Source organism: Fictibacillus aquaticus (assembly GCF_002245695.1).
GTDB lineage: Bacteria > Bacillota > Bacilli > Bacillales > Fictibacillaceae > Fictibacillus > Fictibacillus aquaticus.
Genome location: NZ_NOII01000001.1, coordinates 192,088 through 217,461 on the forward strand (window position 1 = coordinate 192,088; position 25,374 = coordinate 217,461).

At 46.0% G+C, this 25,374-nt stretch carries 29 protein-coding genes; 28 read left to right on the top strand and 1 reads right to left on the bottom strand.

Annotation, left to right across the window (positions count from 1 at the left end; genetic code table 11):
* Window positions 1-178 precede the first annotated feature (178 nt).
* The 10 genes from CGZ90_RS01125 to CGZ90_RS01170 all read left to right on the top strand — a co-directional run bounded on the left by CGZ90_RS01125 (window position 179) and on the right by CGZ90_RS01170 (window position 7,951).
* Window positions 179-1,042, top strand: coding sequence for a hypothetical protein (locus CGZ90_RS01125; RefSeq protein ID WP_094250495.1), 864 nt, complete (start codon window positions 179-181; stop codon window positions 1,040-1,042).
* Between the two features lie 36 nt (window positions 1,043-1,078).
* Window positions 1,079-2,326, top strand: coding sequence for a tetratricopeptide repeat protein (locus CGZ90_RS01130; protein WP_094250496.1), 1,248 nt, complete (start codon window positions 1,079-1,081; stop codon window positions 2,324-2,326).
* Between the two features lie 88 nt (window positions 2,327-2,414).
* Window positions 2,415-2,951 (top strand): ReoY family proteolytic degradation factor, encoded by a 537-nt coding sequence (locus CGZ90_RS01135; protein WP_094250497.1) that lies wholly within the window; start codon window positions 2,415-2,417, stop codon window positions 2,949-2,951.
* A gap of 96 nt (window positions 2,952-3,047) precedes the next feature.
* Window positions 3,048-3,512, top strand: a complete 465-nt coding sequence (locus tag CGZ90_RS01140) for a YpiF family protein (protein ID WP_094250498.1) — start codon at window positions 3,048-3,050, stop codon at window positions 3,510-3,512.
* 130 nt (window positions 3,513-3,642) lie between these two features.
* The gene (locus CGZ90_RS01145; protein WP_094250499.1) at window positions 3,643-4,146 is read left to right on the top strand and encodes a Rieske (2Fe-2S) protein; all 504 of its coding nucleotides are present in this window, start codon (window positions 3,643-3,645) and stop codon (window positions 4,144-4,146) included.
* A 3-nt stretch (window positions 4,147-4,149) separates the two neighbouring features.
* A complete protein-coding gene (qcrB, locus tag CGZ90_RS01150) occupies window positions 4,150-4,821 on the top strand; it encodes a menaquinol-cytochrome c reductase cytochrome b subunit (RefSeq protein WP_094250500.1) in 672 nt (223 codons plus the stop codon).
* A gap of 69 nt (window positions 4,822-4,890) precedes the next feature.
* A complete protein-coding gene (locus CGZ90_RS01155) occupies window positions 4,891-5,655 on the top strand; it encodes a menaquinol-cytochrome c reductase cytochrome b/c subunit (protein WP_094250501.1) in 765 nt (254 codons plus the stop codon).
* A 91-nt stretch (window positions 5,656-5,746) separates the two neighbouring features.
* On the top strand, window positions 5,747-6,334 hold the full coding sequence (gene lhaT / locus CGZ90_RS01160; protein WP_094250502.1) for a lipoprotein heptaprenylglyceryl N-acetyltransferase LhaT: 588 nt from the start codon (window positions 5,747-5,749) through the stop codon (window positions 6,332-6,334).
* Window positions 6,335-6,395: 61 nt separating this feature from the next.
* Entirely contained in the window at window positions 6,396-7,193 is a 798-nt protein-coding gene (locus CGZ90_RS01165) for a sporulation protein YpjB (protein WP_094250503.1), read from the top strand.
* A gap of 74 nt (window positions 7,194-7,267) precedes the next feature.
* Window positions 7,268-7,951: a zinc metallopeptidase gene (locus CGZ90_RS01170; protein ID WP_094250504.1), complete on the top strand. Its 684-nt coding sequence runs from the start codon at window positions 7,268-7,270 to the stop codon at window positions 7,949-7,951.
* Window positions 7,952-7,997: 46 nt separating this feature from the next.
* Here the strand turns inward: CGZ90_RS01170 and CGZ90_RS01175 are convergent, their stop codons facing one another.
* The gene (locus CGZ90_RS01175; protein WP_094250505.1) at window positions 7,998-8,870 is read right to left on the bottom strand and encodes a YitT family protein; all 873 of its coding nucleotides are present in this window, start codon (window positions 8,868-8,870) and stop codon (window positions 7,998-8,000) included.
* A gap of 142 nt (window positions 8,871-9,012) precedes the next feature.
* On the opposite strand from CGZ90_RS01175, the gene CGZ90_RS01180 reads away from it, so the two are divergent.
* The 18 genes from CGZ90_RS01180 (at window position 9,013) to CGZ90_RS01265 (ending at window position 25,369) form a co-directional block, all read left to right on the top strand.
* Window positions 9,013-9,354, top strand: coding sequence for a nucleotide pyrophosphohydrolase (locus tag CGZ90_RS01180; protein ID WP_240515319.1), 342 nt, complete (start codon window positions 9,013-9,015; stop codon window positions 9,352-9,354).
* On the top strand, window positions 9,354-10,154 hold the full coding sequence (gene dapB / locus CGZ90_RS01185; protein ID WP_094250506.1) for a 4-hydroxy-tetrahydrodipicolinate reductase: 801 nt from the start codon (window positions 9,354-9,356) through the stop codon (window positions 10,152-10,154). Before CGZ90_RS01180 ends, dapB begins: the two co-directional genes overlap by 1 nt.
* Window positions 10,155-10,169: 15 nt before the next feature.
* The gene (mgsA, locus tag CGZ90_RS01190) at window positions 10,170-10,580 is read left to right on the top strand and encodes a methylglyoxal synthase (protein ID WP_094250507.1); all 411 of its coding nucleotides are present in this window, start codon (window positions 10,170-10,172) and stop codon (window positions 10,578-10,580) included.
* A complete protein-coding gene (bshB1, locus tag CGZ90_RS01195) occupies window positions 10,580-11,275 on the top strand; it encodes a bacillithiol biosynthesis deacetylase BshB1 (protein ID WP_094250508.1) in 696 nt (231 codons plus the stop codon). The genes mgsA and bshB1 overlap by 1 nt, the downstream gene beginning before the upstream one ends.
* Before the next feature lie 9 nt (window positions 11,276-11,284).
* On the top strand, window positions 11,285-12,424 hold the full coding sequence (gene bshA, locus CGZ90_RS01200; RefSeq protein WP_205727361.1) for an N-acetyl-alpha-D-glucosaminyl L-malate synthase BshA: 1,140 nt from the start codon (window positions 11,285-11,287) through the stop codon (window positions 12,422-12,424).
* A complete protein-coding gene (locus tag CGZ90_RS01205) occupies window positions 12,421-13,623 on the top strand; it encodes a CCA tRNA nucleotidyltransferase (protein WP_094250510.1) in 1,203 nt (400 codons plus the stop codon). Before bshA ends, CGZ90_RS01205 begins: the two co-directional genes overlap by 4 nt.
* Window positions 13,595-14,572 (top strand): biotin--[acetyl-CoA-carboxylase] ligase, encoded by a 978-nt coding sequence (locus tag CGZ90_RS01210; protein WP_094250511.1) that lies wholly within the window; start codon window positions 13,595-13,597, stop codon window positions 14,570-14,572. The genes CGZ90_RS01205 and CGZ90_RS01210 overlap by 29 nt, the downstream gene beginning before the upstream one ends.
* A gap of 253 nt (window positions 14,573-14,825) precedes the next feature.
* Window positions 14,826-15,665, top strand: coding sequence for a 3-methyl-2-oxobutanoate hydroxymethyltransferase (gene panB, locus CGZ90_RS01215; RefSeq protein WP_094250512.1), 840 nt, complete (start codon window positions 14,826-14,828; stop codon window positions 15,663-15,665).
* Window positions 15,662-16,540 carry a pantoate--beta-alanine ligase gene (panC, locus tag CGZ90_RS01220; RefSeq protein ID WP_094250513.1) on the top strand — a complete coding sequence of 293 codons (879 nt, stop codon included), beginning with the start codon at window positions 15,662-15,664 and terminating at the stop codon, window positions 16,538-16,540. Before panB ends, panC begins: the two co-directional genes overlap by 4 nt.
* The gene (gene panD, locus CGZ90_RS01225; protein WP_094250514.1) at window positions 16,533-16,916 is read left to right on the top strand and encodes an aspartate 1-decarboxylase; all 384 of its coding nucleotides are present in this window, start codon (window positions 16,533-16,535) and stop codon (window positions 16,914-16,916) included. The genes panC and panD overlap by 8 nt, the downstream gene beginning before the upstream one ends.
* A gap of 40 nt (window positions 16,917-16,956) precedes the next feature.
* Window positions 16,957-19,779 (top strand): ATP-dependent DNA helicase DinG, encoded by a 2,823-nt coding sequence (gene dinG, locus CGZ90_RS01230; RefSeq protein ID WP_094250515.1) that lies wholly within the window; start codon window positions 16,957-16,959, stop codon window positions 19,777-19,779.
* Window positions 19,780-19,986: 207 nt separating this feature from the next.
* Window positions 19,987-20,157 (top strand): YpmA family protein, encoded by a 171-nt coding sequence (locus CGZ90_RS01235; protein ID WP_094250516.1) that lies wholly within the window; start codon window positions 19,987-19,989, stop codon window positions 20,155-20,157.
* An 11-nt stretch (window positions 20,158-20,168) separates the two neighbouring features.
* Window positions 20,169-20,648: a cell wall elongation regulator TseB-like domain-containing protein gene (locus tag CGZ90_RS01240; protein ID WP_094250517.1), complete on the top strand. Its 480-nt coding sequence runs from the start codon at window positions 20,169-20,171 to the stop codon at window positions 20,646-20,648.
* Between the two features lie 22 nt (window positions 20,649-20,670).
* Window positions 20,671-21,858, top strand: coding sequence for a pyridoxal phosphate-dependent aminotransferase (locus CGZ90_RS01245; protein WP_094250518.1), 1,188 nt, complete (start codon window positions 20,671-20,673; stop codon window positions 21,856-21,858).
* 36 nt (window positions 21,859-21,894) lie between these two features.
* On the top strand, window positions 21,895-23,187 hold the full coding sequence (asnS, locus tag CGZ90_RS01250) for an asparagine--tRNA ligase (RefSeq protein WP_094250519.1): 1,293 nt from the start codon (window positions 21,895-21,897) through the stop codon (window positions 23,185-23,187).
* 242 nt (window positions 23,188-23,429) lie between these two features.
* Window positions 23,430-24,146 carry a DnaD domain-containing protein gene (locus CGZ90_RS01255; RefSeq protein ID WP_094250520.1) on the top strand — a complete coding sequence of 239 codons (717 nt, stop codon included), beginning with the start codon at window positions 23,430-23,432 and terminating at the stop codon, window positions 24,144-24,146.
* A 72-nt stretch (window positions 24,147-24,218) separates the two neighbouring features.
* Window positions 24,219-24,869, top strand: a complete 651-nt coding sequence (gene nth, locus CGZ90_RS01260; RefSeq protein ID WP_094250521.1) for an endonuclease III — start codon at window positions 24,219-24,221, stop codon at window positions 24,867-24,869.
* A complete protein-coding gene (locus CGZ90_RS01265; protein WP_094250522.1) occupies window positions 24,869-25,369 on the top strand; it encodes a YpoC family protein in 501 nt (166 codons plus the stop codon). The genes nth and CGZ90_RS01265 overlap by 1 nt, the downstream gene beginning before the upstream one ends.
* The last annotated feature ends 5 nt before the right edge of the window (window positions 25,370-25,374 follow it).

Below are 25,374 nucleotides of genomic sequence, written 5' to 3' on the forward strand. Positions count from 1 at the left end.
CACCAGAATTATAATAGCTTTAATATGGTTTCTCTCCACTCCTATCCATATTATTACCTTTTCCTGACAACGCTTACATGTCAGGGCTTTTTTTGTTGTCCTTTTTTTTATTTCCCCCGCATAATCAGGTGTTCCTCATCATAGCTTGTCTATAAGCCAAGCTATGAAAGGAGAATGCATGAAATATATTATAGAAAAACTCACAGCTGAGAATGAATCTGCACTCTATGTAATAGATGGTGAAAACGTTCAATCTAAAAGGATCGGCTCTCTTCGGGTTAAAGCAATGAAGCTAGCGCTTGCCAGCTTCTCCGTGCATACGGGCAAGGTGTTTTTTTGTTCTTCAGTTCCGGACGTGAGTTCTAATTCATTTTATGAAAAAAACATAAAGCTCCTCATGCAGGAAGGGATGACCACCCTTGTGACCACTGCAGAAACCGACTTTTCTTATAACGTAAATTCTTCAATAAAGCGGCTGAAGCATGCCCTTATCTCTTCCCCGGCTGATTATTCCATCGGGATACAAGCTCCATGCAGCCGGCTTACACCTGAATTGGTGAAAGAATGCAATCGTCATCGGGTCCCGTTCATCCGCTTTTCTGCTACTTGCCGGGAAGACCTTCTGCGTATACCCTGGGAATGGATCAGAGACGCAAATTATTTATTTCGTCTTGTGTTCGTTCCTGATTTTCAGAAGTGCCTCCCAGATAAAGCCCGGCTGAAGCTCTTGAAAGAATGGGAGATACTTGCAAACGAGAAAAACATTCCGTACTGCGGGGAATTTCAGGATGAAAAAGAATTATCAGCAACTTTTTTAAAAAAGACAGGGTTATATCCTGTTAAAGGAACTTTTCACTCAGGCAGCCATGCCGATTATTTTCTTTCTTTTGCTCATTCTCCCTATCAAGTGCCAGAAGTGGCTGTCATTCGGGGAAGGATTGTCTATATCAGGCAAAACGGGTGGTTTTATAAAGGTTTCGGCAAAGAAATTAAGGTAAGACAAACAGGACGTTTTGGTTTTCAAAGCCCCCCTCGTGTATAATAGAATTCATAAATGTGCACGTGAAGGGGAATAAGGATGGAGAAAATTAACGAAGCGATCGCCTTGATCGACCGGGGATACGTAAATGAAGGCATGTCACTTTTAGAGCAAGCTGAAAAAAAGGCTGATGATGAACAAAGGTTAAGTTTGGCTGAAATCTATATGACTTATGGGCATCTGGATAAAGCAGTAAGCATTCTAAATGATCTTTCAGCAAAATATCCGGATCAAGAAGAGATTCTTCTTTTGCTGGCAGAATGCTACATGGAGGAAGGGCTTGAAGAACAAGCACTAGATTGCCTGCTTGAAGTTGGGCCAGGTTCTGAAGGTTATGCCCGTTCTCTGCTTCTGCAAGCTGATATATACGAAGGACAAGGACTATTTGAAGTAGCAGAAAGAAAGCTGAAGGACGCTGCGAAGACAGATGAGAGTGAGCCGGTTCTATCGTTCGCGCTTGGTGATTTTTATTTAAGGACAGGTAATTTTGCAGAAGCTGTGCCACACTTGTCAAAGGCTAAAGAACACGGGATGGAAGATTCAGAGCTGAAACTGGCTGAAGCCTTAAGCAGAGCTGGGAAATTTGAAGAATCTCTCATCCTGTATGAAGAAGGTCTTCTGCAAAAGAAAGAACTGTATCCGCTGTTCGGATATGGGCTTACAAGTTTAAAAGCAGGGGAATACAAGAAAGCAGCTGCGGCATTTGAGGAGCTAAAGGACATGGATCCTGATTACAGCACTCTTTATCCTTTTCTCTCTTATGCTTATGAGCAGGAAGGCGCGCTGGAAGAAGCATTAAAGGCTGTGAAGGAAGGGCTGCAGAGAGACGAATATAACGAGGATATATACATGCAGGCGGCAAGACTCTCCTACAAGCTTAAAGATAGTTCTAAGGGAGAATATTACGTAAGAGAGGCGCTCTCACTGAATCCGTCTAGACTGGAGCTGCTTGTCGATCTAGGGTTTCAGCTTTTAAAAGAAGAACGGCACGAGGAGCTGATCCGCCTTTACGGGCCCGTGATGCAATCAGAAGAAAGCATCCCGGTAATCGACTGGCATCTGGCAGCAGCATACAGAGAAATGGAAGATTACGATAAAGCGAGTGCCCTCTATCTGAAAGCAGCTGCTGGTCTTGAGGAAGACCCCGGCTTTTTGGAGGAGTATGCGTACTACCTGCTTGAGGAAGGTGAGCAAGATAAGGCGCTTCAACTTTTTGAAAAGCTGCTTGTGATTCAGCCGGGAATGGATGATATTGAAGAGACTGTCCGGAGGCTGAAAGAATTTTAAAAGATTATTTTTTGAGAAGGATTTTAGGCGGAAAACAAGAATATAATAAACAAAACATGAAGGCTGTTGGAATGATGGGGGGATATGTATGGGCAGCATCGTTTCCGTTCTTGAAAAGAAGGACTTTGTGAAATGGTTCCTTAATCACTACCAGTTGAAAAAACGTGAATGTGTCTGGCTCCTGAATTATCTTGTAAGCGACGACCAGCTGATGGAACGTGTACATTTCGTGGAAAAGGCGGAATACTGTCCGAAGGCCATTATCATGTCTACACAATGCGCCGACGGTGTGCCGTTCAGGTTCTACAAGCAGAATGTGCTGACGACCGATGCAGAAAAATCCTTTCATGATATCAGGCTGAATCAGGAAGAGGACATCTATTTGGAGCTTAATTTTAATTCATCCAGGCTTACGCCGGAATATGCCTCTGTACTCGAAGAAAATCCTTATTTGCCGGAAAACATGACGACCGACAGGAAGTACGGGGTTTGGGCAGAGATGGTGCTCGATCAATCGCTGTCTCAGTTCCGCAAAAACTCACTGATGGAAAAGATCAATAAGGCTCTCGACCAAAAAGATGAGAAAAGCTTTCAAAAATGGAGCTTCGAACTCCGGAATCTATAACTAAGCAGAACCTTCAGCTTTGAAGGTTCTTTTTATGTTCACCTTTTTCTGATAGGATAATGAAGGGCTGATTCCGTCTTTGAAAGGGGTTATTAGATGAAATGGAAAATGAAAGATACGGATGTATACCTAGCTTCAAGGGCGTTTGTGGACACACTTTTGATCCCGCTTCTGCCGTTTTCGCTGGATCAAAGCTTTAAGACACATGTGAATGAAGGCGATTATGCACTGATGCTTTGTGACGAGCTGGAAAGGCAGCTTCAGGGCCGTTTGTTCCTTGCGCCGCCTTTTACTTATCATGATGGTGAAGAGGCTGATGCTAAGGCTCGCAGGCTATCAGAATGGACAAGTCATGCAGCAGGCGAAGGGAAGTTCAGCCATATCTTTTATCTGACAAGCGACGTAGCATGGAAGGAACAAGAAAATGTTCTCGACGGGTCCCTTATTTGGCTTCCAGCGATTCCGGTTGAAAGCATGGATGAGGAAATGAAGCATGAACTGATAAAAGGGCAGGCTAAGCCGCTGTTTCAGATCATCTTCAGCAAGTGGCAGTCAGCTTGAATTTCCTCACAGCATACTGATGTTCATATTGACAGTAAAAGACAAGTTAGGCTATCATGTTTATGTCCTAGTAAGATGTGTGTAATCTGTCCGGATGGACCTGAAATTACAACACAAGGGGGGGAAAAGAATGTCGAAGGAAGATATCTCAAGGCGCCAGTTTCTGAATTATACACTTACTGGTGTAGGCGGTTTCATGGCCGCAGGAATGCTGATGCCGATGGCTCGATTTGCACTTGATCCTGTGCTCAAAGGCGCATCCGATCAGAAATTGGTAGCGGTTACGACCATTGATAAGATCACGAATGAACCGAAGCGGTTTGACTTTAAGGTTAAGCAAAAAGACGGATGGTATGAGTCGGATGTTTCATTGTCCGCTTGGGTATACAAATCCAAAAAAGGCGATATTATCGCACTGTCTCCTGTCTGCAAACACCTTGGCTGCGTCGTCGACTGGAACACGGATCCTAGTCATCCAAACCAGTTCTTCTGTCCGTGCCATCTGGGCCGCTATGAGAAAGACGGTATGAACGTAAAGGGAACTCCTCCGCTTGCACCGCTTGATGTTTATGATCAGCAGGTAAAAGACGGAAAGCTTTATCTAGGAAAGGCAAAACCGCGAAAGGGGGCGTAATGGATGCTTCAAAAAATTTATGACTGGGTTGATGAACGTCTTGATATTACGCCGCTTTGGAGAGACGTTGCGGACCACGAAGTGCCTGAGCATGTAAACCCTGCGCATCACTTTTCGGCGTTTGTTTACTGTTTCGGAGGATTGACATTCTTTATTACCGTCATTCAAATTTTATCCGGCATGTTCCTGACTATGTATTATGTTCCGGATATTATCAACGCTTGGGAATCCGTATACTATCTGCAAAACGAAGTGGCTTTCGGCGTTATCGTAAGAGGTATGCACCACTGGGGTGCTAGTTTAGTAATCGTAATGATGTTTTTACATACATTGCGCGTGTTTTTCCAGGGCGCGTATAAAAAACCGCGCGAATTGAACTGGGTTGTCGGCGTGCTGATTTTCTTTGTAATGCTCGGGCTTGGATTTACAGGCTACTTGCTTCCATGGGATATGAAAGCATTGTTCGCAACTAAAGTAGGGATCGAGATCGCAATGACCATTCCGGTTGTAGGACCGCTTGCCAAGACATTCCTAGCCGGCGGGGAAATCATCGGTGCTCAGACACTGACTCGTTTCTTTGCGATTCATGTATTCTTCCTTCCTGCAGCCCTTCTTGGACTGATGGGGGCTCACTTCTTAATGATTCGTAAACAGGGTATTTCAGGGCCTCTGTAAAACCTGCTGAAAAAAATTCATAACATGAGAAGCGTTTAGGCTTCTCAACATGCAAAGGAGGGAGAACGTATGCATCGCGGAAAAGGTATGAAGTTTGTCGGCGACTCTCGTGTCCCGGCAGAACGCAAGCCTAATATTCCGAAAGACTATTCGGAATATCCAGGCAAGACGGAAGCGTTTTGGCCAAACTTCCTTTTGAAAGAATGGATGGTTGGAGCCGTATTTTTGATCGGTTACTTGATTTTAACTGTCGCGCACGAGTCTCCGCTGGAAAGAAAGGCTGATCCTACGGATGCTGGATATATTCCGCTTCCTGACTGGTACTTCCTTTTCTTGTATCAGCTTCTGAAGTACAAATATGCAGCAGGCGACTACGTTCTGATCGGTACAGTGATCATTCCTGGACTTGCTTTCGGAGCATTGATGCTGGCGCCGTTTCTTGACACAGGCTCAGAGCGCCGTCCATCCCGCCGTCCGATCGCGACTGGTTTGATGCTATTAGGACTCATTTCTGTTACATATTTAACTTGGGAGTCTGTAGTGACGCACGACTGGGAAAAAGCGAAGGAACAAGGGAAGATCGTAAACGTAAGCTTCGATGAGAACGACCCTGGCTATAAAATCTACCAAAAGCAAAGCTGCGTCGGCTGTCACGGTGACTCGCTGAGCGGCGGAGCATCCGGTCCAAGTCTTGTTGGAACTGGTTTGAAGCCAGAAGAGATCATGAAAATCGCGAAAGAAGGTAAGCCGCCAGGCATGCCGCCTAACGCATTTAAAGGGACAGATGAAGAGCTTGAAAAGCTTGCTACATTCATCTCAAAACTTGAAAAATAATCAGCGGACCGGCCCTGTACAGCAGGGCCGGTTTTTTTAGATATACGGCAAATCAATCCCGGGACATAAAAAATTTTAGGAGGATACCAGTTTGCAATATGTCCGTTATCTTTTGATGAATAAAATCTTTCTGTCTCTCATGCTTGTAATCAACATTGCGGGAACTATCTATGGCTATATATGGTATGAATATCAGCTGAGAGATACCCCGTTGAGATATTTGCTTTTTGTTCCGGATTCACCGACTGCCAGCCTCTTTTTTGTTGCGGTTCTGGCGGGATTTTTGTTCGGCAGAAACTCAGGGCTTATACAGGCTCTGGCAGCTGTTTCTCTTTTTAAATACGGCATTTGGGCAGTGGGCATGAACATCGCGGGAAGCTTTACTGGCGAACCGCTGAACTGGATCAATTATATGCTCATATTCTCACATCTTGGAATGGCGGTTGAAGGTCTGCTTTATGCACCGTATTATCAGATAAAGAATATTCATCTGGCCGCAGCAGCGGTTGTCGTCCTGCATAATGACATCATAGATTATGTTTTTGGAATGATGCCAAGATATCCCGCATTGGAGGGGTATGAACAAATTATCGGCTATGCAACTTTCTGGCTGAGTCTTGCCTCTGTAGTCATTGTTTGGCTCTGCGTCCAAAGGCAGCGCAAAATAACACACCCGTAAGGTCTACTCTTGTCCAGCCCTACATATTGTTATGTAAAGAGGCAATTTAGGGGGGACGAAGATGAAAACGGGCGCAGCAGTTGCTGTTATACTTTTATGCCTGTCATTATACGGAGCCGCCGTCCAAGCTGGGAACGGACAGAGGCAAGATGCAGAAAAGATTTGGGAAGAAATGAACCGGCTTGCCGGACAAGCATGGAACTTAGGAAAGCAGGAAAAATTCGAAGAAGCTGTAACGGTCCTTAAGTACACTTCAAAATTTTTAGCTGAAACGAAGGAAGCAGCGAGTCTTACTCCTGAAAAACAAAGGGTGCTGGAATACTCTTTTGACTCAGCTTTGTTTACACTTAGCGATAAAGAGGAAACAAATGAAGGAAAGTTCTTGAAGGTGACCGAAGTGATGATGCTCGTAGATGCGCTTCAGTCCGATCAGCAGCCGCTCTGGAAACAGGCGGAGCTGGCTGTAATGGGTCCCCTTCAGGAGATGGGAAAAGCCGTAAAACAGAATGAGAAGAGAAAATTCAATCTTGCACTGAACGACCTTTCAAGAGAGTTTGAAGCTATCCGGCCCGCGCTCGTAATGGATCTGTCTGATGAAAAAATATCTGCTCTTGACGCACACCTTGATTTTATGGATGCACAGAGAATGACATTGCCCGACAGTGAAGAGGAATATCAGAGGTTCCAAGTAGCTGCGGCTGACTTCGAAGCCGTTTTCCGCTCTGAAGAGGATGAGTCTGGACCATCAATATTTTGGCTTATTTTTTCGATCGGGGGCATCATATTCAGTACATTATCTTATGTTGGCTGGAGAAAGTATAACGGTGAAAAAGAAAAGATGAACGCACACGGAAAGTGAGCTGGATATTTGACACTCATAATGAAAAAAACTAACATGTACTTACAAGAAATTCATCATGGAGTGATATATTAATGGGCGGTTATTTAATTTATTTTATAATTTTGCTGATCGTACCGATCTGGGCAAACATGAAGGTGAAAAGCACGTACAAAAAATATTCAAAAGTCTCCAGCGATTCAGGACTGACAGGTGCAGAGGTAGCGCGGGATATACTTGACCGCAACGGACTTCAGAATGTAGCTGTTGAACCATTCCGCGGCATGCTTTCCGACCACTATGATCCGAGAAGCAAGACAGTCCGGCTTTCTGAAAGCAACTATTACGGCCATTCTATCGCCGGCGCTGCGGTTGCTGCCCATGAGGTCGGCCACGCGATTCAAGACAAAGAAGGATATGCTCCGCTGCGGATACGGCATGCACTAGTGCCAGTAGCGAATATTGGAAGCAACTTCTCATTTATTCTGATTTTAGCTGGCATGCTTATGCAGGCTGCCAACCTGTTTTTCCTTGGCATCATCTTTATGGCAGCGGCAGTTATTTTTCAGATCGTCACCCTTCCGGTTGAATTTAACGCGAGCTCGCGCGCGATGGAACAAATCGCGGCGACGGGAATGATACGGTCTGATGAGCAGAAGGGCGCGCGAAAGGTCTTGAATGCTGCAGCCCTGACGTATGTTGCAGCAGCACTTGTTGCACTTCTCGAACTTCTGCGCTTTGTTCTCATGTTTGTCGGCATGAATAACAGCGATGAATAAAAAAATCCCTCCCGTCCGGGAGGGATTTTTGCGTATTTCGGAATAATTAGCGTCCGATTGGGTTCTTGTTGGCGTCGAGCGTAAAGCCCTCGCCGATCACTTCATGGACGTCATTTACAGTAACGAACGCATGTGGATCGATCCGCTCGATCACCTGTTTCAGCCTTACAATTTCGTTTTTAGCGATAACACAATATAAGACTTCACGCAGGTTGCCGGTAAAGCTTCCTTTTCCGTTCAAGATTGTCGCACCGCGGTCAAGCTCTTTCATGATGTTCGCAGCGATCTCAGAATTATGTTCTGATACGACCATAACTGCTTTTCCAGCATAAGCACCTTCTTGCATAAAATCGATAACTCGTGCACCGACGAATACAGCGACAAGCGTGTACATCGCTTCTTTGTAATCTAAATAAACAAGAGAAAGAGCGATAACAACAAAATCAAACATAAACATTGTCTTTCCCATGCTCCAGCCTAAATACTTATGGCCGAGCCTCGCGATGATGTCTACACCTCCGGTCGTCCCGCCGAACCTGAAGGTGATCCCAAGACCGATGCCGATGAAAACACCGGCGAACAGTGCTGCAAGTGTCATGTCGTCCTTCAGATCCATCGTTAGCGTAGAATAGCGCTGGAAGATGAACAGAAATACAGAGACGGAAACGGTCCCGATAACTGTATAGATAAAAGAAGTTCGTCCGAGAAGTTTCCAGCCTACAAAGAACAGCGGGATGTTCAGCGCGAGGTTGGAATAAGAAGGGTCGATGCTGAACAAAAAATATAGGATGAGAGTGATTCCTGTAAAACCGCCCTCGGCAAGATTATTGGTCATATTAAAATGAACGATGCCAAAAGAAAATATAGCGGCCCCTATTAAAATAAAAAAGATGTTTTTAAAGCGAAGCGGGTAATTCATAAGTGTTTCCTCCTTCATGTAAAGCAATGCGGTCACGTGATGCCTTCCTCATTATAATGAAGCGGAATGATGCTGGCAATACACCAAGATATTTGTCAAACGCCGCTTTTCCTTATAACATAGAAAAGAATGGAGTGATAGTGTGGAAAATCGTACGGTAAAAGACAGACAGGATGAAGTGCATCAATATATCAGCCAATTTAAAGAAGGCTATTTCAGCCCGCTTGCGATGCTTGCGAGAATGACAGAAGAGCTCGGTGAACTGGCGCGTGAAATCAACCATACATACGGTGAGAAGCCGAAAAAAAAGAGTGAAGGAGAAAAGAAGATAGAAGAAGAGATGGGTGATCTGTTTTTCGTGCTCATCTGCTTCGCTAATTCATTATCGATCGATCTCGACGAAGCCCTCGATCTTGTAATGAAAAAATTTAATACAAGAGATAAAGACAGATGGACTAAAATAGATGAAAGCAGGGATATATAGTGGAAAAAATAAGAATTGTTCTCGCCGGGCCGCGTGGAAAAATGGGTACTGAAGCGTTGAAAATGATCGAAAGCACACCACATTTTGAATTGGCTGCAGCTGTTGATTCCCGCAATGGAGGAAAAAGAATAAAAGATATTGTGGGACTTCCGTCATTCGAAGCTTTAATCTATGAGGACCTTCATGTATGTCTTGATGAGACAGTCGCTGATGTTCTCATTGACTTGACAAAGCCGGAAATCGGCAAGAAGCATCTTGAAATCGCGCTGGAGAGGAACGTAAGACCAGTAATCGGGACAACTGGATTCAGTGATGAAGATCTGCGCCGTCTTTCTGATCTGGCAGCAGACAGACAGACAGGTGCCATCATCGCGCCGAACTTTGCGATTGGTGCGATTTTAATGATGAAATTTTCACAGATGGCAGCCAAATATCTGCCTCATGTGGAGATTATCGAGAAGCATCATGACCAAAAGCTCGATGCGCCATCCGGTACGGCTTTGAAAACAGCTCAGCTGATCACCGAAGTACGTGAATCCGTTAAGCAAGGCCACCCTGAAGAGACAGAAGATCTTCCAGGAGCAAGAGGAGCTGAATTGGATGGAATGCGAATTCACAGCGTACGCCTTCCTGGACTTGTCGCTCACCAGGAAGTAATATTCGGCGGAGAAGGACAGACCTTAACAATCAAGCATGACTCGATGAATCGTGCATCCTTCATGCCAGGGGTTAAGCTTGCTGTAGAACGTGTCATGAAGATCGACCAGCTCGTTTACGGCTTGGAAAATATTATTGAGTAGACAAGGGAGATACCTATGAAAATAGCACTGATCGCGCATGATAAGAAAAAACAGGAAATGATAAATTTCACAGTCGCATACAGGGACATACTCGCATTACATGATCTCTTTGCCACTGGGACCACAGGAGCAAAAATTACTGAAGCATCTGGCTTGGATGTTCACCGTTTTAAGTCCGGGCCGCTTGGAGGAGATCAGCAGATAGGTGCGCTTATCGCGCAGGATGATCTGGACCTCGTCCTGTTTTTCAGAGATCCGCTCACTGCACAGCCGCATGAGCCTGACGTGTCTGCACTGATGCGTCTTTGCGACGTCTATCATGTGCCGCTTGCGACGAATGCCGCGAGTGCCGAACTGTTCATCAAAGCGGTCGAACGGGGAGATCTGGACTGGCGGAAGATTTTAAGCGAACGGGAGAATGCTTAATGACAGTCAAACAGCCGTGGCTTGCATTCGGTGCACATGCTGATGATGTTGAGATCGGCATGGCCGGAACGATTAAAAAAGAAACCGCATCAGGTCGTGATGTCTATATATGCGACTTGACAAAAGCTGAGCTGTCCTCAAATGGAACACCTGAAACAAGGCTGATAGAAGCTGAACATGCTGCAGTAGTCCTTGGCGTGAAGCAGAGGTTTAATCTTGGGCTGCCGGACAGGGGGCTCTATTTAAGCAGCAGCTATATAGCAAAGCTCGTAAAAGTCATCCGCTCGGTACGTCCTGAAGCTGTTTTTGCACCATACTGGGAAGACCGCCACCCTGATCACGGTCATTGTGCCAGACTGGTTGAGGAAGCCGTTTTTTCAGCGGCCGTAAGAATGGTTCAGGACGAAGAGAAGCTGCCTCCTCACAGGGTTAACTCGCTTTATTTTTATGCCATCAACGGAGCACCTGCTCCGCATGCGCTTATTGATGTATCTGATGTTTATCATTTTAAAACAGAATCCCTTAACGCTTATGCATCGCAGTTCAAGAAACAGGATGGAAGCTATGACACCCCTCTAGTAAACGGGTATATTGATGTTGTTTCAGCGAGGGAGCGGCTGTATGGGAAAGAAGCGGCGGTTGAATTTGCTGAAGGCTTCCTAACAAAAAAACCGATACTATTGAAAACATTATAAGGAGTTATTATGGGATTGAAAATAGGCATAACCTGTTATCCGACAGTGGGCGGTTCGGGGGTCGTCGCGACAGAACTCGGGAAGCTTCTGGCTGAACGGGGACATGAAATTCACTTTATTACCTCAAGCATGCCGTTCAGGCTCGGAAAGGTCTATCATAATGTGTTTTATCATGAAGTTGAAGTAAATCATTATTCAGTATTTAAATACCCGCCTTATGATCTCGCGCTGGCGAGTAAGATGGCAGAAGTTGCAAAACGGGAAAAGCTCGATCTGCTGCATGTACATTATGCGGTCCCTCACGCAGTATGCGCCTACCTGGCTAAGCAGATGCTCGGCGGAAGCATGAAGATCGTTACTACTCTTCACGGGACAGACATCACAGTACTTGGTTATGATCCTGGCTTAAGTGAGATGATCCGTTTTGGCATTGAAGCTTCTGATGCGGTCACTTCAGTCTCGCACAGCCTGAAGAAAGAAACGCTGAGTCTTTTAAAGGTGGAAAAGGACATCAAACCAATACACAATTTCGTGGACGAGAGGGAGTATTACAGAAGAGAGAATATTTCTCTGAAGCAGGCTTATGGCATCGAAGAACATGAAAAAGTGGTCGTTCATATTTCAAATTTCCGCGGCGTGAAAAGGATCAAAGACGTGATTCACACATTTGCAGGCATCGCTAGGAAGATGCCAGCGAAGCTGCTGCTGATCGGGAACGGGCCAGAACTGACTTCAGCGTGTGAATTGGTCAGAGAGCTGGACATCGCAGACCACGTTCTTTTTCTTGGCAAACAAGATAAGGTTGCCGACCTTTTCTCTATATCTGATCTGAAGCTTCTGCTTTCAGAAAAAGAAAGTTTTGGTCTTGTGCTCCTTGAAGCGATGGCCTGCGGAGTGCCGGTAATCGGCAGTAATATAGGCGGGATACCGGAAGTGATCTCGGACGGCGAGACTGGGTATATCGTTCCTTTAGGAGATGTGGAGCAGGCAACAGAACTGGCTTCCGCTCTTCTAGAAGATAAAGAAAAACATGCGTCCTTTTCATTAAACGCCGTCAGGCATGTGCAGTCGCACTTTGCATCGGAGAAGATAGTAAGTGAATATGAAGCCCTTTACACCCGCGTTCTTGAAGAAGGACAGTCAACATGAATGACCAGTTTACAGCCGCAGCCGCCGTCCTGAAAAAATTGAATCAGCACGGCCACGAAGCGTTTTTTGTCGGAGGCTGTGTTCGAGATCTTATCTTGAAAGTGCCTGTAAACGATATTGACATCGCGACAAGTGCAAAGCCTGAAGAAGTGATCGCTGTCTTTCCAAAAACCATTCCCGTAGGCATAGAACATGGAACGGTCATCGTCAGGGAAGCAGGAGTGTCGTATGAAGTGACGACGTTCCGTACAGAAGGGGAATATACTGACTTCAGGCGGCCTTCCTCTGTTTCCTTTACGGCCTCTTTGGAGCAGGATCTCGCGAGGCGGGACTTTACCTTTAACGCGATGGCGATGGATGAAGAAATGCGGCTGTATGATCCATTCGGCGGAAAACGTGCGCTTCAGAACAAGGTGATCGAAACGGTAGGCGATTCAAGGGAACGTTTTACGGAAGATCCGCTGCGTATCATGAGAGCATTCCGTTTTGCCGCGAAATTAGGGTTCATTTTGGAAGAACGGACGAAAAGTGCTGCTGGTGACCTGGCTTTTTTGCTAAAAAAGATTTCAGCGGAACGAAAAAGGGATGAATGGCTTAAGCTTTTATCTTCGCCTTATGCTGTCCGTGCGTTAAAGATGATGGAGTCGCTCTCATGTCTGCAGCAGCTCCCAGGTTTGTCAAGTGCCTCAACAGAACTGAGTGCTGCGGACTGGACAAATCTCCGTACAAACGCTGAAAGGATGGCTCTTTTAGCCCTTTTGCTGAAAAAAACAGAAATCCTGCATTTTTTAAGAGAATGGAAGCTTTCGTCGTCTGATATCAAAATGACGTCTGCCATTTTGTCAGCAGTGTCGGTGTGCAGACTCCCTCTAAGCTGGAATCTGTATACTTCAGGAGTAGACACGGTGATCTCCGCATTGCGCGTCTGCGGCGCCGCTGCTGGCTTCTGCACATATGCAGAAGAAGAAAGAATGCAACAAGCTTATCAGCAGCTTCCGATTCATGCACGCAGTGAACTGCCGGTTAGCGGTCTGGAAGTTTCACGTTTTACTGGCGAAAAGCCCGGACCTTGGCTCGGCGAACTTCTCATGATGCTGGAAAAAGCGGTTGTTACGGGCGAAATCACATGCAGCAAAGAAGATGTTATTCAATATATTAGGAGGTGGAAGGATGAAAGAAACCCTCCTTCACATGCTTAAAGCAAAGGAAAACGGCTATGTTTCCGGACAGGAAATCTCAAATGTGCTGAATTGCTCGAGAACGGCCGTGTGGAAGCACGTAAGCGAGCTCAGATCAGCTGGCTACGAGATCGAAGCTGTACAGAAAAAGGGATACAGGCTTCTTCGGTCTCCCGACGCGGTTACACCTGAGGAGATTCTGTCGAGGCTGAAGTCGGAAAAACTGGGGAAAAAAGTGGTCTATCACACCTCATTAAAAAGCACTCAGGAAATGGCTCATCTGGAAGCTGCAAAAAATGCTGAAGAAGGTGTCCTTGTCGTTGCGGACGAGCAGACAGGAGGAAGAGGACGGCTCGGAAGAAGCTGGCATTCGCCTGCTGGCACTGGGATTTGGATGAGTCTTGTCTTAAAACCCCGTATCGCCTTGCAAAAGGCACCGCAGCTTACTCTGCTTACGGCAGTCGGGGTCGTGCGCGCCATTGAGAAAGAGACAGGTCTCGCTGCTGACATCAAATGGCCGAACGACATTTTGCTGAACGGAAAAAAGATTGTCGGCATCCTCACAGAGCTTCAAGCTGAGGCTGATCAGATCCATTCTGTCATTATTGGGATGGGGATGAATATTAATCAGAAAAAAGAACATTTTCCAGAAGATATAGCTGCCATCGCCACATCTTTATCAGCAGAGTCCGGAAAAGAATACAGCAGGGCTGGTCTTATCGCAGCGGTCATGCTCGAGCTGGAAGAGCTCTATAAAGTCTATTTAAAAGACGGTTTCGGTCTGATCAAGCTTTTATGGGAATCACGTGCTCAAAGTCTCGGAAAGAGGATCACTGCCAGAAACTTGAACGGCACCCTGACAGGATTTGCGAAGGGTATCACCGATGAAGGCGTGCTGCTTCTTGAAGATGATGAAGGCATGGTGCACAGCATCTATTCAGCAGATATAGAAATTACTACTACCACATAAACAGAACATGGTACACTATACTTAAACAGGCGGTATCCGACGGAACTGCACTGAGTACGATAGTTGATCAATTTTATAGTTGTCTGATCTGCCTAGATCCAAAAGGACCGGGACAGAGGGGGAAATTCAATAAACAGCGTTTGAACTTCTTCCTGTATGTGAAGAAGTTTTTTTATTGCACATGCTCTCAGCAGCATTGTGCTGCCGATACTTCCCTAATCAAAAGCCTCTGCTCCTAATAAGAGGAGGAAATATGAAAACGGTAAAAAGTTTCGCCAAGATGAAACAGAACAAAGAAAAAATTGTGATGATGACTGCTTATGACTATCCATCAGCTGTGCTTTGCGAGGAGGCAGTCATAGATATGATTCTTGTCGGCGATTCGCTGGGAATGGTCGTGCTCGGATATGATACGACTATTCCGGTAACAGTGGAAGATATGATTCATCATACGAAGGCAGTCAGAAGAGGGGCTGCTCGTACGTTCATCGTCACAGATATGCCATACATGTCCTATCACGGTTCGCTTGACAGGACGCTTGAGAACGCTCGCAGGATCATGCAGGAATCCGGTGCATCAGCGGTCAAGCTCGAAGGCGGCAGCTCTGTCGCCGATACGGTATTTCGTTTGACAAAAGCAGGTGTTCCTGTTTGCGGCCATCTTGGCCTCACCCCGCAATCAGTCGGAGTGGAAGGCGGATATAAAGTCCACGGAAAATTAAAAGGCGAAGCGGAAGAGCTTCTGGCAGATGCAATCGCCTTGCAGGAAGCGGGTGCGTTTGCTATTGTGCTTGAATGTGTGCCAAGGCAGCTCGCCCAGATCGCTTCAGAAACGCTGTCTATTCCGGTGATCGGAATCGGAGCGGGTGCCGAAGCTGACGGGCAGGTGCTCGTGTTTCATGATACGGTAGGCTACGGGAACCACCACGTTCCAAAGTTTGTAAAAACATATGGAAATGCTTCAGCCGTCATTTCAGAAGCGTTAAAATCTTATCGTGATGAAGTGAAAAACGGGCAGTTCCCAGGAATTGAACAGTCGTTTACGATGAACGAAGAAGAAATCCCGTCTCTTTATGGAGGAAAACAGCAATGATCACCATTTATGAGCAGCATGAGTTGAAGAAATGGGTGTTACAGCAAAAAGGGGACAAAAGATCGATAGGTTTTGTTCCGACGATGGGGTATCTGCATGAAGGGCATCTTTCTCTGATTAAAAAGGCGAAAGAGGAAAATGATGCCGTCATCGTCAGTATCTTCGTCAATCCGCTTCAGTTTGGACCGAACGAGGATTTTGACCGTTACCCGCGCGATATAGAGCGCGACAGCAGGCTGGCACAGGAAGCCGGTGCGGATCTGCTGTTCCATCCTTCTGTGGAAGTGATGTATCCTTTTGAGCCTGCAGTGACAGTGAAGGTAAACAGAAGGGCCGATGTTTTATGCGGAAGCTCGAGAATAGGACATTTTGACGGTGTGGCAACGGTCGTAGCAAAGCTTTTTCACCTGACAGAGCCATCCCGCGCATACTTTGGTTTAAAAGACGCACAGCAGGTAGCAGTAATTGAGGCGATGACCGGCGACCTGAACTTTCCGGTGGAAATCGTGCCATGCGACACGGTGCGCGAACAGGACGGACTGGCCAAAAGTTCAAGGAACGTATTTTTAACCGATGAAGAACGGGAAGAAGCAAAGGTAATTTATGCATCGCTTACAGAAGTGAAAGATTTGCTTCTCAGTGGCGTTAACCCTCTGTCAGCAAAGGAAAAGTTAGAGGAATTGCTCAAAAAAAAGCTGACAGGTACCGTGGATTATGCAGAAATCCTGTCTTATCCTGAATTAAAGGAACCGAGCTCAGACAGTACACGTTTGATCGCCGCTGCCGCTGTTAAATACAGCAAGGCGCGCTTGATCGATAATGTATTAATCGAATTGACACCAGATGGAAAGAAAGAAGTGGAAAATCATGTTTAGAACGTTGATGAAAGGCAAAATTCACCGTGCACGAGTGACAGAAGCAAACCTTAATTATGTAGGCAGCATCACGATTGATGAGGACATACTCGATGCGGTTGATATGATGGCCAATGAAAAAGTACAGATTGTGAATAATAATAACGGAGCACGTTTTGAGACTTATATCATCCCTGGTGAAAGAGGGAGCGGCGTCTTCTGTTTGAATGGTGCAGCTGCAAGGCTCGTTCAAGAAGGCGATGTGATCATCGTCATCACATACGCCATGTATACAGAAGAAGAAGCAAGGCGTCATCAGCCAAAAGTTGCTGTGATGGACGAAGACAACAAAATTGTGCAAATGCTTGGGAATGAGCCGGCTTCGACCATCATCTGATGATGGCCGGCCCCCTTTCTTAAAAACGGGGTGAGTGGATATGAAACATAAATACGTCGTAGTAGACTTAGAGACAACAGGCAACTCACCAGCAAGAGGGGATCGGATTATCCAGGTGGGAGCGGTATGTATAGAGAACGGCGAGATCGTAAGCCGTTTTTCTTCGTTCGTTCAGCCAGGGATAGCCATCCCCCCTTTTATTGAACAGCTGACAGGCATAACGGACGATATGGTAGAAGACGCACCTTTTTTTGAAGAAATCGCTCCTTCTCTTCTGCAAATGCTTGACGGCGCCTATTTTGTAGCACATAACGTCAGTTTTGATTACTCCTTTTTGCAGGGAGAGCTGGAAAATGCGGGTTATATGCCGCTTTCGATGCCGCTGCTGGATACAGTTGAACTTTCTAGAATCCTCCTGCACGATGCAGATGGATACCAGTTAAACCAGCTGGCTGACCACCTTGGCATCTCTCACACCAACCCGCATCAGGCTGATAGTGATGCCGAGGTGACAGCGGAGCTGCTGCAGCATCTTCTGAGCAAACTCGGCCAGCTCCCTCTCGTAGCTCTGCAAAGGCTGCAGCCAGTCTTAAGAAAGCTGCAGAGCAGCACAGAACAGATTGTGAGTGAACTGATCGCCGAAAAATCAAATATTATTAGTGATGATTCAGGATACGATTTTTATCGCCAGCTCGTGCTTAAAAAAGTACATCGGGATCTTAACAATGATGAAGAGCGCGATACTGGAGAATTGTCCGCATTGTCACTGCGCGAAAAGCTGAAGCAGCATATGAGTCAGTTTGAGGTCAGGGAAAGCCAGAAGAAGATGATGGAGACTGTAGAGGAAGCGCTGGAAAACCATCAGCATGCGATGATTGAGGCCGGAACAGGCGTCGGCAAATCACTCGGTTACCTGATTCCAGGAGTACTGCACAGCATAAGGACTGGCAGACCTTTCGTCGTGAGCACGCATACGGTCCAGCTACAGCAGCAGATTCTTGACCGGGATGTTCCCATACTGCAAAAAATCATGCCTTTTCCATTTCATGCTGCGGTATTGAAAGGGCGCAGTCATTATTTATGTTTGAGGAAATTCGAACATTCACTGCAAGATGATTTAGATGATAATTATGATACTAACCTTACGAAGGCACAGATACTTGTCTGGCTGACAGAAACTGAGCATGGTGATGTGGAAGAACTGAACTTATCATCAGGCGGCCGCCTGTTCTGGCAGCAAGTGAGAAGTGATGCCAATTCCTGCCTAGGTCACCGCTGTCCATGGTTTTCGCGATGCTTTTACCACCGCAAGAGGAGACAGGCTCAATCAGCTGACCTTGTTATCACGAACCACGCAATGCTGTTTACCGACCTTAAAGCCGATTCGCAGCTGCTCCCGGCATATAAGGAAGCCGTCGTTGACGAAGCCCATCATCTTGAAGAAGTGGTCAGTGACCATTTTGGGACTCAGACGGACTATTTTGCATTTCACCGTTTGCTTGAAAGACTTGGTACGACCGACAGCAGCCAAGCGGCAGCACGTCTGTCTCAGCTTGCTGATCTGCTGGAAATTCCGCGAAGTTCTGATGTTTTCTCAGACTGGAACGAAAAGATGGCAGATTTAAAGCAAGAGCTTGACGACATGTTCAGGCTATTAAAACTGTATGTTCTTAACGGGGCAAAAGCATCAGCACCTGATACTGGAAAAGTATTTATTAGGTACAGCAGGGAAGAAACGGAAAGCCGGAACTTTGCCCCGGTCTTGGAAATGTTCGACCGCTGCAGCAGCATGATCCGTGATTTACTGAAACGGCTGCAGAAAATCAGCAAAGCAGTGGCAGACAAAGATGATCACCTCAACTTTCAGCAGAAAGGGTTCATGGCAGACCTTGCCGGCCTCCGTTCGGACTTAGAAGAAGAGATGAGCAGTCTTTCGCATCTGCTGTATAGTCCATTACACGATGAAGTTTACTGGATGGAAGCGGATATAAGGGGTGCGCGACATGCGGTTTGGCTGTATGCCAAGCCCGTAGAGATTGATGATATTCTTGCAGATGAGTTTTTTGCCAAGAAAAAAAGCGTCATATTAACATCAGCTACGATCTCTGTCAGGAACTCATTCCGTTATATGATCGACAGGCTGGGTCTTGCTGATTTCGGACCGGTCACTTCCCAGCTGCCATCGCCTTTCCGTTATGACAGACAGGTGCGGTTAATGATTCCATCGGACTTGCCGCTGATAAGCGAGTGCGATGCGAAAACGTTCACTTCGATGATAAGCCGGTCTCTCTTTGAAATAGCGAAGGTAACGAAAGGGCGGATGCTCGTATTGTTTACGAGCTATGAGATGCTCAAAGAGACGCACACTGCTTTTAAGCAGCTGATGGATGAAGACGAATTCATGCTGATCGCCCAAGGCATCGACAGCGGGAGCAGGGCGAGGCTGACGAAGAACTTTAAGAAATTCGACCACGCGATATTGTTTGGAACATCAAGCTTCTGGGAAGGCATTGACATTCCCGGTGATTCTCTTACATGTCTATGCATTGTCAGGCTTCCGTTCTCCCCGCCTGATAATCCAGTGACAAATGCGAGAAGCGAAAAAATCCGTGCAGCTGGCGGAAATCCTTTTTATGATCTGTCGCTGCCCCAGGCCATCATCCGCTTCAAGCAAGGCTTCGGAAGGCTTGTCCGAAGCCAGTCAGATTATGGTGCCGTTTTTGTTTTTGACAGGCGCATTACCGAAACAAGATATGGCAGGTCGTTCCTTTCATCCCTTCCAAAGCTTCCGGTGGATGTCAGGCCGTTAGGCGAACTGACAGAAGAGCTGGATCGCTGGCTTATGCAGAAGGAAGAAGAATAAGAGGAGCCGGAATTGTTTCCGCTCCTCGTTTTTCATTAACCCGCGGACTGGCTCAGTAACAATCTGACCTGTTTAACATACTTTATAATTCTGTGCTATCAAAAATACCCTCAGGAAGTACCTTTTGACGGCGTTTTTTGTTATAGTATTACATTAGAGAGCCAGTTTACCGTGTAAACGGATATTAGCAATTTTGAGGAGGTTTTTATGGAAAGTAAAATCGAAGTGCTGTCTGCTGTCAAAGTCAGCAAATCAAATGACCTTTATAAAATTGTATCCGAGCTGAACAAGACATTGAAGCATAAAGACCTTATGTTCGGGCTTGCGCTTGATGATAAAAATAAGGAAGAAATGATTTTTACGATTTATCGTACATAACGGAGGCAATAATGAAAAAATGGTGGCTGATCGGGGCCGCTGCCGCAGCAGCTGTCTTGTGGCAGGCCGGATCCCTCTATTCGAACGTACAATCAGGACAGCGGGAAATCAGCAATGATGCTCAAGCAATCGCGAAAAGCGGACACAATCTTGCACAAATCACAAAAACCGAGCATTTTTATAAAAATGAAGCATTCGAAGTGGTGCACGGTGTCGGCAAGGACGGCCAAAAGATGATTGTCTGGGTCGATGGCAAAGGCCATACGACCGCAAAATCTGCCAGCAGCGGACTTACTGAGAAAGAGATGATCGCTTCAATCCGTGAGCAGTACGGCCAAGTCGATATTATTGATGCAAGAATCGGGATGGAAGATGGCCAGCCGCTTTGGGAGGTCGTTTATAAAGACGAATCAGGGCGGTACACGTTCTATTACGGATATTTTGAAAATGGAAAACGGTATGTTAAATACAGCATCCAGGACAAAACATAAAAAGAACAGGAGCGGATAGATTATGAAACTGTCAAAACGCGCGGAATCACTTTCTCCTTCAAGCACGCTTGCTATTACAGCAAAAGCAGCAGCGTTAAAAGCAGAAGGCCATGATGTGATCGGACTTGGTGCGGGTGAGCCAGACTTTAACACTCCTTCACACATCATTGAAGCAGCTTATGAAGCAATGAAAGCCGGACACACGAAATACACTGCGTCCGGCGGATTGCTGCAGCTTAAGAAAAATATTTGTGAAAAACTTGCGAAAGATCAGGGACTTAGCTACGATCCATCTGAGATCATCGTCAGCACGGGAGCAAAGCACTCACTTTATTCCCTCTTTCAGGCTGTGATCGACGAAGGCGATGAAGTTATCATCCCGATTCCGTACTGGGTGAGCTATCCAGAACAAGTGAAGCTTGCTGGCGGTGTTCCAGTTTACATCGAGGGCAAAGAAGAAAATGATTTTAAATTTACAGCAGATCAGCTGAAAGGCGCTTTGACAAGCAAAACAAAAGCGATCATCATCAATTCTCCTTCCAATCCGACTGGGTCATTGTATTCGCGTGATGAACTGGCCGAAATCGGGAAAGTATGCCTTGAGCATAACATCCTGATCGTCTCTGATGAAATTTATGAAAAACTTGTATACGGCGGTGCGGAGCATGTCTCTATCGCTCAGATCTCAGAAGAACTGAAAAAGCAGACGGTCATCGTGAACGGTTTGTCTAAATCACATGCGATGACTGGCTGGAGGATTGGATTTGCAGCAGGCGACAAAAAAATTATCAAGGCGATGACCAACCTGGACAGTCATAGCACATCCAATCCGACGACGATCTCTCAGTATGCTGCTATCGCAGCATATGATGGACCAGAAGACGACGTCGAGATGATGAGATCTGCCTTCGAGGAGCGTTTGGACAAGGTTTACGACAAGCTTGTCTCGATACCTGGCTTATCATGCGTAAAGCCAAAGGGAGCGTTCTATCTATTCCCGAACGCGAAAGATGCGGCAGAAATGACGGGTTTTCATAGTGTGGATGACTGGGTTGCAGCACTCCTGGAAGAAGAAAAAGTTGCGCTCGTGCCAGGGTCTGGCTTTGGATCTCCAGATAATGTCCGCCTTTCTTACGCGACTTCGCTTGATTCGATATTAGAGGCGCTCGGGAGAATCGAAAGGTTTATCGCCCGCCGAACAGTAAAATAAAAGAACGATCTTACAAAAACGTGGAGGTAGCAAATAGTGAAAACGACGATTGCTAAGCTTAAAAATCATATTGGAGAAGAAGTGACGATTGGAGCATGGATCGCAAACAAGCGTTCAAGCGGCAAGATCGCTTTTCTTCAGCTTCGTGACGGAACTGGATTCGTTCAGGGAGTTGTCGTTAAGAGCGACATTCCGGAAGAACAATTCCTGCTCGCTAAAGGCATAACACAGGAAACGAGCGTTTATGTAACAGGGTCAGTGCAAACTGATGAACGTTCACAGTCCGGTGTCGAGCTGGTTGTTTCAAAGATTCAAGTTATCTCTGAATCACAGGACTACCCGATCACACCGAAAGAACACGGCACGGAATTCCTGATGGATCACCGCCATCTATGGATTCGTTCAAAGAGGCAGCATGCGGTGCTGAAGATCCGGAACGAGATTATCCATGCGGTCAATGAATTCTTTTATAATAATGACTTTGTCAAGGTAGATCCTCCGATATTGACTGGTAGCTCAGCTGAAGGGACGACGTCTCTGTTTCACACAAAATATTTTGAAGAAGACGCTTATCTTTCTCAAAGCGGGCAGCTGTACATGGAAGCCGCAGCGATGGCCCTTGGAAAGGTGTATTCATTCGGACCAACATTCCGAGCTGAAAAATCGAAGACACGCCGCCACCTGATCGAGTTCTGGATGATCGAGCCTGAGATGGCATTTGTTGAACATGAAGAAAGTCTTCAAATTCAAGAACAGTTCGTTTCTCATGTTGTGCAGTCAGTCCTGGAACGCTGCAAGGCGGAGCTTCAAACACTCGGCCGAGATGTGACCAAGCTTGAGAACGTGAAGGCGCCATTCCCGCGTGTGTCATACGATGATGCCATCAAGATGCTGAAAGAGAAAGGTTTTGACGACATTGAATGGGGCGATGACTTTGGAGCGCCTCATGAAACAGCGATCGCAGAGAGCTTCGATAAGCCGGTGTTTATCACGAACTATCCGAAAGACATCAAGGCATTCTATATGAAGCCTCATCCTGAGAGAGATGATGTAGTGCTTTGTGCGGATCTGATCGCTCCTGAAGGCTATGGCGAGATCATCGGCGGCAGCCAGCGAATCGATGACCTTGAGCTCATGAGACAGCGCTATGAGGAACATGGCCTGACGGATGATGCGTATAAATGGTACCTTGAACTGAGACAGTACGGCAGTGTTCCGCATTCCGGATTCGGCCTTGGCCTAGAGCGTACAGTTGCTTGGCTTTCTGGAGTCGAGCATGTACGCGAGACGATTCCTTTCCCTCGACTTTTGAACCGCCTGTACCCTTAATAGGTAAAAAGAAGATTTCCCAATGCTGGGCAGTCTTCTTTTTTACATTTAAGAGATTGTGGAATTTTATATTGTTTCGTGACAGCAGTCTTTTGATAAGGCTTTTTTAAAATCCCGTTTTCTTGAAGATTGTTGCTTTTAAACGGATTGTTTTTCACCAAACTTCAGCCGCAATGAAGAAAGACTTTATGTCCGGCAAGTGTGTATTTTTTCATGGTATACTATGTATTGAGGTGTGAGAAATGAACAATGAGTTATTTGAACGCTGGATCCAGCAGGGAAGTCTTTCTATCCCAAAGATCCTTTTAACGCATTATCGCAAGGTTGGATTAACAGATGAAGAGTGCATGCTGATTTTGCAGCTTCATTCGTTTATAGAAGAAGGAAATGTGTTCCCGACACCTTCAGTCCTGTCAGAGCGCATGCATATAGATGTTAATAAGATCGCATCGCTGCTGCGAGTTTTCATTCAAAGAGGATTCTTGAGCATTGAATCGTTCGAGGATAAAGAACGCAGTGTATACGCGGAAAAGTATTCACTGCTGCCGCTGTGGAAGAGGCTTTTAGGGGAACTTGGCGAGGAGCAGCATGGCGAGCGGACAGCTGCAAAAAAAGAACGTAAAGAAAACATATTTCTTATGTTTGAGAAGGAGTTCGGACGGCCGCTTTCTCCGATGGAGATTGAAACAGTAAACATCTGGCTCGATGAAGACGGACATGACTCTGAGCTTATCGCAGCGGCATTAAAAGAAGGGGTGCTCTCCGGAAAATTAAATTTCCGCTATATTGACAGGATTCTGTTCGAGTGGAAAAAAACAGGGGTAAAAACCATTGAACAGGCCCGCGTACATGGAGAGAAATTCCGTACAAGACAAAGAAATGTTCCTGCTTCAGCAGATGCGCAAAACGGCAGAACAGAAGGGCTTAGCCTGCCTTCTTATAACTGGCTCGATTCCTAAGCCGGGACTTATCAAAAGTCCCGACTTATTTTTTATGATTGATCGTACAACGACTAATGGGAGATGAAAACGGTGCTGAACAAATCACAAATTGCACTTTGTCTGGAAGAAATGGAGAAGATGTTTCCTGATGCTCATTGTGAACTTCACCATACGACCCCTTTCGAACTGACCATCGCAGTCTTGCTTTCTGCGCAGTGTACAGATGCGCTAGTTAATAAAGTTACGCCTGCTCTTTTTGCTAAATATAAGACGCCTGAAGACTATCTCAGCGTTTCATTGGAAGAGCTGCAGGATGATATACGTTCGATTGGACTTTATCGGAATAAAGCCAAAAACATTCAAAAGCTAGCGGAGTTAGTGATTAAAGAATACAGCGGAAGCATCCCGCAAGACAGGGATGAGCTTACAAAACTTCCCGGGGTAGGGAGGAAGACTGCAAACGTTGTGGTGTCGGTCGCGTTCGGTGTTCCGGCAATCGCTGTCGATACACATGTTGAGCGTGTATCAAAGAGGCTTGGCATCTGCAGATGGAAGGATTCTGTTCTGACTGTGGAAGAAACCTTAATGAAAAAGATTCCCAGGCATTTGTGGAGCGCTACACATCACCGGCTCATTTTTTTTGGCCGCTACCATTGTAAAGCACAGAATCCGAACTGCCGTGAGTGTCCGCTGCTCTCTTTGTGCCGGGAAGGCAAGAAGCGTATGAAGGACAAGCTGTGATGAAAGAGGTAATTGTTCCGGAAAGGCTTCGTCATCCGCTTTTTTTTGAAAGCAGCGTTATTTTACTTGACGAGAAAACACCCTTTTTTGAAGAGCTGCACTTTCATTCAGGATACGGCTCATCTCCGCTTGAACATAAAGAACATTTCAGCAGGAAGGTGTTTGAACATTTTCTAAGAGAAGAACGCAATATTGCCGCATATTTTAGGAACAAAGAAAGACACAAAGCACGTCCGCTTATGATATTTCATCTAAGCAAGCTGATCCAGATATTATTTTGGAACAATGATCGCCTTTGTCCGGATGTATTAAGCATGATCGAGCATACATCGGATCTTTGCGACGCACCCGTTAACGTAAAGGAACGCCTCGGCTTTATTTTCAGCCAGCCTGATCATTTTCAGGCATTTATTCAGATGAAAGAGCTTTTCCGTGAATTTGAAAAGAAATGCTCGATCCTTTATAAACGGAAGCACGAGAATGAGGACAAATCACATTAGCATAT

Coding starts and splice junctions, on each gene's coding strand:
- CGZ90_RS01125 (WP_094250495.1), top strand. CDS start 179: ATGAAATATATTATAGAAAAACTCACAGCTGAGAATGAATCTGCACTC.
- CGZ90_RS01130 (WP_094250496.1), top strand. CDS start 1,079: ATGGAGAAAATTAACGAAGCGATCGCCTTGATCGACCGGGGATACGTA.
- CGZ90_RS01135 (WP_094250497.1), top strand. CDS start 2,415: ATGGGCAGCATCGTTTCCGTTCTTGAAAAGAAGGACTTTGTGAAATGG.
- CGZ90_RS01140 (WP_094250498.1), top strand. CDS start 3,048: ATGAAATGGAAAATGAAAGATACGGATGTATACCTAGCTTCAAGGGCG.
- CGZ90_RS01145 (WP_094250499.1), top strand. CDS start 3,643: ATGTCGAAGGAAGATATCTCAAGGCGCCAGTTTCTGAATTATACACTT.
- qcrB (WP_094250500.1), top strand. CDS start 4,150: ATGCTTCAAAAAATTTATGACTGGGTTGATGAACGTCTTGATATTACG.
- CGZ90_RS01155 (WP_094250501.1), top strand. CDS start 4,891: ATGCATCGCGGAAAAGGTATGAAGTTTGTCGGCGACTCTCGTGTCCCG.
- CGZ90_RS01165 (WP_094250503.1), top strand. CDS start 6,396: ATGAAAACGGGCGCAGCAGTTGCTGTTATACTTTTATGCCTGTCATTA.
- CGZ90_RS01170 (WP_094250504.1), top strand. CDS start 7,268: ATGGGCGGTTATTTAATTTATTTTATAATTTTGCTGATCGTACCGATC.
- CGZ90_RS01175 (WP_094250505.1), bottom strand. CDS start 8,870: ATGAATTACCCGCTTCGCTTTAAAAACATCTTTTTTATTTTAATAGGG.
- mgsA (WP_094250507.1), top strand. CDS start 10,170: ATGAAAATAGCACTGATCGCGCATGATAAGAAAAAACAGGAAATGATA.
- bshB1 (WP_094250508.1), top strand. CDS start 10,580: ATGACAGTCAAACAGCCGTGGCTTGCATTCGGTGCACATGCTGATGAT.
- bshA (WP_205727361.1), top strand. CDS start 11,285: ATGGGATTGAAAATAGGCATAACCTGTTATCCGACAGTGGGCGGTTCG.
- CGZ90_RS01205 (WP_094250510.1), top strand. CDS start 12,421: ATGAATGACCAGTTTACAGCCGCAGCCGCCGTCCTGAAAAAATTGAAT.
- CGZ90_RS01210 (WP_094250511.1), top strand. CDS start 13,595: ATGAAAGAAACCCTCCTTCACATGCTTAAAGCAAAGGAAAACGGCTAT.
- panB (WP_094250512.1), top strand. CDS start 14,826: ATGAAAACGGTAAAAAGTTTCGCCAAGATGAAACAGAACAAAGAAAAA.
- panC (WP_094250513.1), top strand. CDS start 15,662: ATGATCACCATTTATGAGCAGCATGAGTTGAAGAAATGGGTGTTACAG.
- panD (WP_094250514.1), top strand. CDS start 16,533: ATGTTTAGAACGTTGATGAAAGGCAAAATTCACCGTGCACGAGTGACA.
- dinG (WP_094250515.1), top strand. CDS start 16,957: ATGAAACATAAATACGTCGTAGTAGACTTAGAGACAACAGGCAACTCA.
- CGZ90_RS01235 (WP_094250516.1), top strand. CDS start 19,987: ATGGAAAGTAAAATCGAAGTGCTGTCTGCTGTCAAAGTCAGCAAATCA.
- CGZ90_RS01240 (WP_094250517.1), top strand. CDS start 20,169: ATGAAAAAATGGTGGCTGATCGGGGCCGCTGCCGCAGCAGCTGTCTTG.
- CGZ90_RS01245 (WP_094250518.1), top strand. CDS start 20,671: ATGAAACTGTCAAAACGCGCGGAATCACTTTCTCCTTCAAGCACGCTT.
- CGZ90_RS01255 (WP_094250520.1), top strand. CDS start 23,430: ATGAACAATGAGTTATTTGAACGCTGGATCCAGCAGGGAAGTCTTTCT.
- CGZ90_RS01265 (WP_094250522.1), top strand. CDS start 24,869: ATGAAAGAGGTAATTGTTCCGGAAAGGCTTCGTCATCCGCTTTTTTTT.